Raw genomic sequence first — 11,216 nt, 5'->3', positions numbered from 1 at the left:
CTTCAGAAAAGAAGGATATTGTTTCGACTCCATTCTTGAGATTTTCCCAGAAACTATCTATGTTCTTAGCTCCAGGAAATCGCCCTGCCATCCCAATAATCGCAATATCATGGGTGTCATGATGCTTACTTGAACGATTTGCGGCGCGTTTGCGACTTTTTTCGGTGATAACTTTTGTGGAGTTAGATTCTTCAGTGAAGAAATGGGCTAATGTGGCAACTGTGGAATTTTTAAATATTTCGGTTAGCGGTATCTGGCGACCAAAAAGTTGTTCTAATTCGTTTTGGAGGCGAATTAGATGTAGAGAGTTTCCTCCCAATTCAAAGAAGTTATCCTGTAAACCTACTGCATCAAGTTGCAAAATTTCACACCAAACTGCGGCGATTTGACGTTCATTTTCAGACTGTGGTAAGCTGGCATTTTTTCGGCGATCGCTAGCTAAATATTCATTGATTTCTTGGATGCGATCGGCAAATAATCCCTGTTCAAAATCCTTTTTTAATTTAGCTTTTTGAACCTTACCAATAGATGTTTTGGGAATTAATTCAGCTTCTAAAGGAATCACATGAGCCGGAGCAATTCCCACTTTTTGTGTTAAATGGCTGCGAATTTGTCTAACTACTTTTACCGCATCTTCAATATTATTGGATTCTGGACTAAAAGTAATGACTAATAAATCTGTTTCTTTGTTTTGCTCGAAAACTGCAAAGGCAGCCGTATAGGAAATAGCTACACCTTCTACTTCTTCTATCGCTGTTTCAATCTCATGGGCAAAATAGTTAATCCCGTTAATAATAATTTCTTGTTTCTCTCTACCAGTAATAACTAATTCACCATTATGTAGATAACCTAAATCTCCAGTAGTAAACCACCCTCCATCTTGAAACACTTCTTGGTTTAGTTCGGGATTTTGATAATATCCTTCAGTCACAGAAGGGCCTTTAATCTGAAGTCGTCCAACTTCGTTTTCTGGCAAAACATTGTTGTCTTGGTCAATAATTCTAATAGTAGCTCCAGGAATCGGACGACCTAGAGAGACAAAACTATTTTCTTCTATCAGTTCATCTTTGCTTAAACCTGCTGACCAAGTAATTCCAGAACAAGATTCAGTCATTCCAAATGCTGGTTTAATGACTCTATCCCGCAATTGATGTTTTTCTAGAATTTCTAGAAACAAGCGAATAGTTTTGACTGAAACTTGTTCTCCAGCATTAACTAAAAATTTGATTGAGGAGAGGTCATAGCAAGATTGGTTAAGTTCTTCAGCTTGCTGATTAATTAAGGAGAATGCAAAATTAGGGGCCCAAGATATCGTAGCTTGATACTTTTGAATCAAGTCTAACCATTTGATTGGTTGACGTAGAATTAGTTCAATTGGCACATGAATTTGATGACAAGCCAAATCCACAGCCATAATTCCTAAAAATACTATTGCCCCCACATGGTCTAAGGGCATCCAATTCAGCGTCACTTCTTGTTGTGTAAAATTATTCATCCGCACTGTACCGGCGGTCATTGATAAGATGTTGCGATGATGCAACATCACACCCTTGGGTAGATCGGTACTACCAGAAGTAAATAGTAATAATGCTGGATCTAGTGGTGCAAGATGAGGTAATTCATCAGCCGACAGTTGGTTTGATCGAAATTGATGACTGCGTAAATCATCTATCGATACTACCTGCAATTCCTTGAGATGAGATTGAGTAGTTAATTTTTCTATTTCGCTAATTAATTCACAATCTGTTAATATAATGGGCTTATCTAAAATCTGCCAGACATTTTCCAGTTTTTTAACTGCTGCATTTTGAATATCATAATTGGGAGCAATGCTTAGAGGTGCAGGTATAATCCCACCTAAAAAACAAGCCCAGAGTGCAGGAATAAAATCTTGATTTCTCCCGATTTGTAATATGACTTTATCCCCTAACTTAAGTCCGCGCCGATAAAGTCCATCTAAAATAACTAGAGCATCATGATATAAATCTTTATAAGTTTGAAAATATTCGCTGCCGTCACTTCTAATATATGTAATTCCTTGATTTTCCTTCTTAGCAGCATCACTCAATACTTCTGGAAGCGTCCGCCAACTATCTTCTACTTGCCCACCAAAACTAATTGAGTTTTTTGATATTCCTTCTTGCTCTGATCCTGGATCTGATTGGTCATAAAAATTAGTTTCTAGTAGCTTCTTGATTTGAGGAATATTCATATATTTCCTTTTGGCAAGTGATTAAGTAAATGCTTAACTCAATATCGTTTATTACTAACCTTACAGCCTATCTTTATTATTCTTGATAACTTGAATTCTCTGGTGCTGAAACTAGTCTCTTCTATAAATTTAGATAGATTTTGCATCAAGGATAGTAGCCATCTAGTAGATTTACGAAAATTAATTGATTATCAAAATTTCGTGTAAATAAAATAGATGTACATCCTGCTAATGCTTCATCACAAGTCTATAGTATTACTTGCGGAATAAACAATCACATCGTTAAGTTTTTTATAGATGATTATGTATGGCTTCGACTGTAATCTTTGCAAGTTATGTAACATTAGCGTTACATGAGTAATATATGTGATCTCATGTTTTTTTGATTTTCAAATTTATAATATAGTCCCACTACTAAAGTCAATATGCAATACCAATAAATTCTTTTTAATTAAATGTCTTAACTGTCTAACTTAAATCTCTTAACTTACTTAACTATCCCAAATCACTGCTTAAATATCTTAACTGTCTTCACTAATTAAAATGTTCACAATTATTACAGTGAAAATTTGAGCATTCAAGGTTTTATTCTTGCAATAATAAGAATAAGCTATAAGATGGTAAAGGGAAAATCAAGCGATCGCTATTTACCAGAACTGACCGGACTGAGGAAGAAAAGCAACTTTGACTTAAAAATAGTTGTGTGACTCGCTACTCAAAAAAAATTTACAACAAACTTAAATGGTTAAAATTCAATTCATATAAGCATTATGGCTTTTACCTCAATCAAAGTATGAAAGATAGATGAGATTGGATCTGAATCGCTTATTGTTTCAAAAACACTTATGGTGTAGACTTGGTTGCTATAGTTCTAGTGCTGATCACTAGTTACTCAGTCACAAGAATTAATCATTATAATCCCATAGAAAGTAGTTTTTATTTGACCAAAGAGAATTAGGGCTATCTTCTGCGATCGCCCTGTATTTCATTGGGTTTTTTATCATAACTAAATGTTTATTACACCAAATTAATTGTTAATTTTTGCATTAAAAACACAATTTTAAGGAGGATGACATAGTTAGACTATTAAATGCTGCTTATACAAATTAGAAATTGATTATTTCTATACTAGAAGTAAATTTTCTAAATCTGACAAGAGCTATAGAATGACGATTTCTAGAATTTTTAATAGTAAATTATGTTTTAAATGTGCAACACCACTTATGGAGAGACTTATGGCAGTGACGGAAGCAAATCTTGTTGCAATAGATTACCAAATTCGACAACTGCGAGAAATCCAGCCAGTTACACCTTTATTTAATAGTGCAAATCACAACAAAAAAATAGAACATAAAGACACAATTATTGATAATATATCAGTAAATTTACGCGATAAAATATACAAATTAACTAGTGATTCCCCCATTAATAAACTAGCATTATATTTATCAACTATTCAAACTTTATTATTTAAATACACTGCTCAAGAAGAGTTTATTGTAGCAACGGGAGCTTTGAATCTAAACAAATCTGATAGCTTCATATTCTCACGATTCTATAGACAAAAAATTATTTCATTTAAAGATTTACTCAAAATTACTCGCAGTCAGCTACAAGAAGGATACAGTCACCAAAGTTATGATGTAGACGTTCTGGTCGAAACATTTCTTGCTAGAGGTGGAGATCCAGCAGCAATTTTTGATATTGCTCTCATCCAAGAGGGATTATGCAGTTACAGTTCTTTGTCCAACAAGTTTCAACTATTCTTAGAAATTGATGCTCAAGATACTTCTGTTTCTATAACTTTCCCAAAAGATGCTTTTGATGCCAATTTTGTGCAGAGAATGCTGGGGCATTTTCTGCAAATTATCGAAACTGTGACAATTAATCCTGATTGTCAATTGTCAGACATTGACATTTTAACAACAGAAGAACATCATCAATTACTTAAACAATGGAACAAAACAGAAACTAAATACGCGCAAGATAAATGCCTTCATCAGCTATTTGAAGAGCAAGTAGAACGCAGTCCTGAAGCAATAGCAGTAGTATGTGAAAACGAAAAAATCACCTATAAACAGCTAAATGAGCAAGCGAATCAAATAGCCCACCACTTGCAGTCATTAGGAGTAAAAGCAGAAGTATTAGTAGGAATTTGCGTCGAACGTTCCGCCCAAATGGTAGCAGGACTATTAGGCATCCTCAAAGCCGGAGGAGCATACGTACCATTAGACCCAGCCTACCCAAAAGAGCGTCTAGAGACGATTGTGGCAGACTCGCAGATATCAGTGTTACTCACACAACAGAAACTAGCAGCAAGATTACCTGAAAGCCAAGCTCATATAGTGAATTTAGACACAGAGCAAGCAGCGATTTCTCTTGAGAGTCAAAAAAATCCTATCAGTCAAGTTAACTCTAGGAACTCAGCTTACGTAATTTATACATCCGGCTCCACAGGCAAACCCAAAGGCGTAGTCATCGAACATCACAGTAGCGTAGCCCTGTTATGTTGGGCAAAACAAATCTTTAGTAGTGAAGAACTAGCGGGTGTTTTAGCAGCAACTTCGATTTGTTTTGACTTGTCAGTCTTCGAGCTATTTGCACCCTTAGCTTGGGGAGGAAAGGTAATCATGGCACAGAACGCCTCATATTTACCAAGCTTAGAAGCAGCCACAGAAGTGACATTAATCAACACTGTACCAACAGCGATCGCCCAACTGCTAAAAATCAAAGGGATACCCAAGAGTGTACAAACAATTAACCTGGCAGGGGAAGCATTATCAAATCAACTAGCACAGCAGCTTTACCAGCAGGAAAATATTCAACGAGTTTACAATCTCTACGGGCCATCCGAAGATACAACCTACTCAACATATAGCTTGGTGGAAAAAGGGGCAACTCAGCAACCTAGTATCGGCAAACCCATTGCTAATACCCAAATCTACATTCTCAACCCTGAGCTTCAACCAGTGCCCATTGGGATTGTTGGGGAATTGTACATTGGTGGTGAAGGTTTAGCCAGAGGCTACCTCAATCAACCCGAATTAACCGCCCAAAAATTTATCTCTCACCCTTTTGAGCCTGGCAAAAAACTATATAAAACAGGGGATTTAGCTCGTTATTTACCAGATGGTCAGATAGAATTTCTCGGTCGCATCGATCACCAAGTGAAACTGCGGGGTTTCCGCATAGAATTAGGAGAAATTGAATCTGTTCTAGAGAGTTATGAGTCAGTCCAACAGGCGGTAGTCATCTTGCGGGAAGATACCCCCACTAACAAACGACTGGTAGCTTATTTAGTCACACCCAATCAGGCTACAAATGTTAGTGATGTGCGCCGTTTCTTAGAGCAGAAATTGCCTGCTTACATGATTCCTGCTGCTTTTGTGTGTTTAGAGGCTCTGCCATTAACTCCTAATGGGAAGGTAGACCGCAAATCCTTACCTTTACCGGAGCAGTTAAGACCCGACTTAGCGGCTAATTTTGTAGCTCCTCAAACTCAACAAGAAAAACTCTTATCTGATATTTGGGCTGAGATTCTTAGGGTTGAAAAAGTTGGCATTCATAACAACTTTTTTGAATTGGGAGGGGATTCAATTTTAGGAATTCAAGCTCTTTCAAAAGCCAAACAATTTGGTCTAACATTTTCCCTTCAGCAGCTTTTTCAATATCAAACAATACATAAACTTGCCAAAGAAATTAGCCAGGGAAATTATTCTTTCCCTACGCCCAAACTAGGATTTTTAAGTTTTAAAAGTTACGAAGAAAACCTAAATTTACCTGAAAATATAGAAGACGCTTACCCACTGACAAAGCTGCAAGCGGGAATGGTCTTTCATAGTGAATACAGCGTTGATACAGGGGTGTATCATGATATTTTTACGTATCATCTGCGATCGCCTCTTGATCTGAAGACCTTACAGACTGCGATCGCTGATTTAATTAGTCGCCATCCGATACTACGCACGAGCTTTGCTCTGACTGAATTCCCACAGCCATTACAGATGGTTCATCGCACAGTTAAGATTACTTTAGCTCTAGATGATCTGAGTCACTTAACAACAGATGAACAAGAAGCAGCTATAGAAACTTGGATTGAACAGGAGAAAAAACGACGTTTTGATTGGAGCATTGCGCCGTTATTACGCTTTCATATTCATCGTCGCACCCCTGAGACATTTAATTTCACTTTGAGTTTTCACCACGCAATTTTAGATGGCTGGAGCGTAGCCTCTTTCATCTCCGAATTATTCCAACATTACTTATTTCTTCTTGGTCTGAAAGTACCTCCTATCCCAGCAGCACCTTCTTTAACTTTTCGAGATTTTGTTGCGTTAGAACAACAAACAATCGCATCTCTAGATTGTCAAAACTACTGGCAAGAAAAATTACAAGAAATAAATGTTACCAAACTTCCTCGTTGGCCTAAGTCTTATCTTTCCACTCAGACAGGACAAATAGTTCAGCAGGAAGTGAACATATCATCTGAAATTTCATCAGGTTTAAAACAGCTAGCAAAAACAGCCAGAGTTCCTCTCAAAAGTGTTCTCTTAGCTGCTCATATAAGAGTCTTAAACTTAGTCACTAACCAAACAGATATTCTCACTGGATTGGTATCTAATGGCAGACCAGAAGAAGAAGATGGAGAACGAGTATTAGGTTTGTTTATCAATACCTTACCATTTCGTTTGCAATTAGCTGGAGGCACTTGGATTGATTTAGTGCAGCAGACTTTTAAAAATGAGCATGAAGCTCTACCTTTCCGGCGTTATCCTCTAGCAGAATTACAACAGAATTTGCAGATTAAAGAGCCACTATTCGAGACTTTATTTTATTTCAATAATTTTCATGTTTATCAAAATCTGTCGGAATTTCAGGAAATAGAAGCATTAGAAAGCAAATTTTTTGAACAAACCAACTTTAGTTTTATAGTTAACGTTAGTCTCAATTCCTTTTCTGAAGCAATAGAGTTAACCCTAAAATACGATCCTAGCCAATTCTGTGAACAACAGATGCAAACAATTGGTGGATATTATCAAAAAGCTTTGACAGCAATGGCCAGTCAATGGTCAGAACGATATGACAAACATTGTTTACTCTCTGATACAGAACAGCATCAGCTATTAGTGGAATGGAACAAAACAGAAACTAAATATCCACAAGATAAATGTATTCATCAACTATTTGAAGAGCAAGTAGAACGGAGTCCAGAAGCCATAGCAATAGTATGTGAAACCGAAAAAATCACCTACAAACAGCTAAATGAGCAAGCGAACCAAATAGCCCACCACTTGCAGTCATTAGGAGTAAAACCAGAAGTATTAGTAGGCATTTGCATCGAACGTTCCGCCCAAATGGTAGCAGGACTATTAGGCATCCTCAAAGCCGGAGGAGCATACGTACCATTAGACCCAGCCTACCCCAAAGAGCGTCTAGAGACGATTGTGGCAGACTCGCAGATATCAGTGTTACTCACACAACAGAAACTAGCAGCAAGATTACCTGAAAGCCAAGCTCATATAGTGAATTTAGACACAGAGCAAGCAGCGATTTCTCTTGAGAGTCAAAAAAATCCTATCAGTCAAGTTAACTCTAGGAACTCAGCTTACGTAATTTATACATCCGGCTCCACAGGCAAACCCAAAGGCGTAGTCATCGAACATCACAGTAGCGTAGCCCTGTTATGTTGGGCAAAACAAATCTTTAGTAGTGAAGAACTAGCGGGTGTTTTAGCAGCAACTTCGATTTGTTTTGACTTGTCAGTCTTCGAGCTATTTGCACCCTTAGCTTGGGGAGGAAAGGTAATCATGGCACAGAACGCCTCATATTTACCAAGCTTAGAAGCAGCCACAGAAGTGACATTAATCAACACTGTACCAACAGCGATCGCCCAACTGCTAAAAATCAAAGGGATACCCAAGAGTGTACAAACAATTAACCTGGCAGGGGAAGCATTATCAAATCAACTAGCACAGCAGCTTTACCAGCAGGAAAATATTCAACGAGTTTACAATCTCTACGGGCCATCCGAAGATACAACCTACTCAACATATAGCTTGGTGGAAAAAGGGGCAACTCAGCAACCTAGTATCGGCAAACCCATTGCTAATACCCAAATCTACATTCTCAACCTGAGCTTCAACCAGTGCCCATTGGGATTGTTGGGGAATTGTACATTGGTGGTGAAGGTTTAGCCAGAGGCTACCTCAATCAACCCGAATTAACCGCCCAAAAATTTATCTCTCACCCTTTTGAGCCTGGCAAAAAACTATATAAAACAGGGGATTTAGCTCGTTATTTACCAGATGGTCAGATAGAATTTCTCGGTCGCATCGATCACCAAGTGAAACTGCGTGGCTTCCGCATAGAATTAGGAGAAATTGAATCTGTTCTAGAGAGTTATGAGTCAGTCCAACAGGCGGTAGTCATCTTGCGGGAAGATACCCCCAGTAACAAACGACTGGTAGCTTATTTAGTCACACCAAACCAGGCTATAAATATTAGTGATGTGCGCCGTTTCTTAGAACAGAAATTGCCTGCTTATATGATTCCTGCTGCTTTTGTGTGCTTAGAGGCTTTGCCATTAACTCCTAATGGTAAGGTAGACCGCAAACTCTTACCTGTACCGGAAGCAGAACAGACACTAGAACGAGAGTTTGTCCCGCCACAGACACCTATTGAGCAGATTTTAGCCACGATTTGGCAAGATGTTTTAGGAATTGAGCAAGTAAGTCGCTACGATAAATTCTTGGAAATCGGTGGTGACTCTATCCTCACTATTCAAGTGGTGGGTCGCGCTCGTCAAGCTGGAATCAAAATCACCCCACGACAAATATTCCAATATCCAACTGTTGCTGAACTAGCTACTGTAGCTGATACTTCCGCGTCAATGTTGGCTCAACAGGGTTTAGTGACAGGAGTTGTGCCTCTCTCTCCGATTCAACATTGGTTCTTTGAGCAAAATCTGTCTGAACCGCACCATTTCAATCAGTCGGTACTACTGTCTGTTCCCTCTCACCTCAAACCGGAATTACTCTCCTCAGCTATAGGCAAATTATTAGAGCATCATGATGCTTTGCGTTTGCGGTTTAGCTTTGAGGAAGGTGAATGGCAGCAAGTAAACGATGGCATTGCTGATGAAGTACCTTTCCAAGTCATCGACTTATCCCACACTCCCGAAACCCAACTACCGCAAAGCTTAGAGAAAATAGCAACTGCCCAACAGGCTAGCCTAAATCTCTCAGATGGGCCTTTGATGAGAGTGGTATTGTTGCAATTAGGCAATAACCACGATCATCGATTACTGATCATCATCCATCATCTAGCTGTTGATGGAGTCTCGTGGCGGATTTTACTAGAAGATTTGTTCATAGTTTACCAGCAACTAGAACAACAAGAAAATATTCAACTGCCACCTAAAACCTTAGCTTTTAAAGATTGGGCTACACTTTTGCAAGAATACGGGATGCTCCCGGCAGTGCGCGCACAATTAGATTACTGGTTAAAACAGCCTTGGTCTCAAGTAAATTCCTTGCCTGTAGATGATCCCACAGAAAAACAAAATAACTCAGTAGGTAGTGTGGCTGATGTATCGATTACTCTGACTCAGGAAGAAACTCGCGCTCTCTTGCAACAAGTCCCCTCTGCCTACAATACCCAAATCAATGATGTGCTGCTGACAGCGTTAGTTCAAACTTCGGCACAATGGACAGGAAATTCTACAGTCCTGATTGATTTAGAAGGGCATGGTCGGGAAGATGTCTTTGCAGATGTGGATGTATCTAGAACAGTCGGTTGGTTTACGAGCATATTTCCCGTAATATTGCAACTAGAAAATCAAAATCATTTGGGAGCAGCTCTCAAATCAATTAAAGAGCAGTTGCGAGCCATTCCCCAACGAGGCCTAGTCTATGGAATTTTGCGTTATTTAAGTCAGGATAGCGAAATTCGTTCTCAATTGGCAGCACTGCCTTTAGCGGAAATCAGTTTCAATTATTTGGGTCAATTCGACCAAGGGACTTCCAAAAGCGTCGGTTGGAAATTTGCCACCGAGTCTACAGGAAATGAGCGTAGTTTGGAGGGACAGCGCAGGCATCTATTAGATATTAATGCCTGGGTAGTAGAAGGACAGTTACAAGTTAGGTGGAGCTACAGCAGTCATATCCATCAGCGTTCTACCGTAGAATCATTAGCTCAAAAGTATCTCCAAGCTTTGTTAAACCTGATTGAACATTGTCTGTCTCCTACAGTTGGAGGATACACTCCCTCTGATTTTCCTGTGGCGAACTTAAATCAAGACGAACTAGACGAAATTCTGGCGGAAATCGACTAAAGAGGATAGGAACGTAATGGTAGCCGAAAAATCTCAAAAAAGCAAAAACGTAGAGTCTATTTATCCTCTCTCCCCGATGCAACAGGGGATGCTCTTTCATAGCATTTATGCTCCAGACTCAAGAGTTTATTGCAATCAGACGCTAATCACGATATCTGCGGAAATTAACGTTATCGCTTTCAAGCGAGCTTGGGAACAAGTCGTAGAACGCTACTCAGTGTTACGGACTCTTTTTCTTTGGGAAAAACGTCAACAACCTCTACAAGTAGTGCGAAAACAGGTAGATTTACCTTGGAACTATCAAGATTGGCGAAACCTTTCTTCTATAGAGCAACAAAAGCGTCTAGATTCTTTGCTAGAAACAGAACGTCGACAGGGGTTTCAACTCAATCAAGCCCCTTTGATGCGCTGTACATTAATTCGGCTATCTGATCAAACCTATAAATTCTGTGGCATTGGCATTCATATCCTGTTAGATGGTTGGTGCTTACCAATCATTTATCAAGAGGTTTTAACCTTCTATACTGCTTACTCTCAAGGTCAAAACTGCTATCTTCCTTCTCCTCGTCCTTATCAAGACTACATTATTTGGTTACAGCAGCAAGACTTATCTGTGGCGGAAGCGTTTTGGCGGCGAACTCTTGAAGGCTTTACTGCTCCTACCCCACTGGT

4 protein-coding genes are annotated in these 11,216 nt (G+C 39.0%); 3 read left to right on the top strand and 1 reads right to left on the bottom strand.

What is annotated here, in order from left to right; translation table 11 throughout:
• A partial coding sequence (locus tag CV014_RS26205; RefSeq protein WP_236144698.1) for an AMP-binding protein occupies window positions 1-2,212 on the bottom strand: 2,212 nt, incomplete at its 3' end.
• 1,235 nt (window positions 2,213-3,447) lie between these two features.
• Here CV014_RS26205 and CV014_RS26200 point away from each other — a divergent pair.
• From CV014_RS26200 to CV014_RS26190, 3 genes are all read left to right on the top strand, one after another.
• The gene (locus tag CV014_RS26200; RefSeq protein WP_236144697.1) at window positions 3,448-8,406 is read left to right on the top strand and encodes a non-ribosomal peptide synthetase; all 4,959 of its coding nucleotides are present in this window, start codon (window positions 3,448-3,450) and stop codon (window positions 8,404-8,406) included.
• Window positions 8,358-10,544, top strand: a complete 2,187-nt coding sequence (locus CV014_RS26195) for a condensation domain-containing protein (protein ID WP_236144696.1) — start codon at window positions 8,358-8,360, stop codon at window positions 10,542-10,544. The genes CV014_RS26200 and CV014_RS26195 overlap by 49 nt, the downstream gene beginning before the upstream one ends.
• 16 nt (window positions 10,545-10,560) lie before the next feature.
• Window positions 10,561-11,216, top strand: a 656-nt coding sequence (locus tag CV014_RS26190) for a condensation domain-containing protein (protein WP_236144695.1), incomplete at its 3' end; no start/stop codon positions are given.

The sequence above is a fragment of the Nostoc sp. CMAA1605 genome, assembly GCF_021596505.1.
Lineage (GTDB): Bacteria > Cyanobacteriota > Cyanobacteriia > Cyanobacteriales > Nostocaceae > Trichormus.
This window is presented reverse-complemented; position numbering and strand designations above follow the sequence as displayed.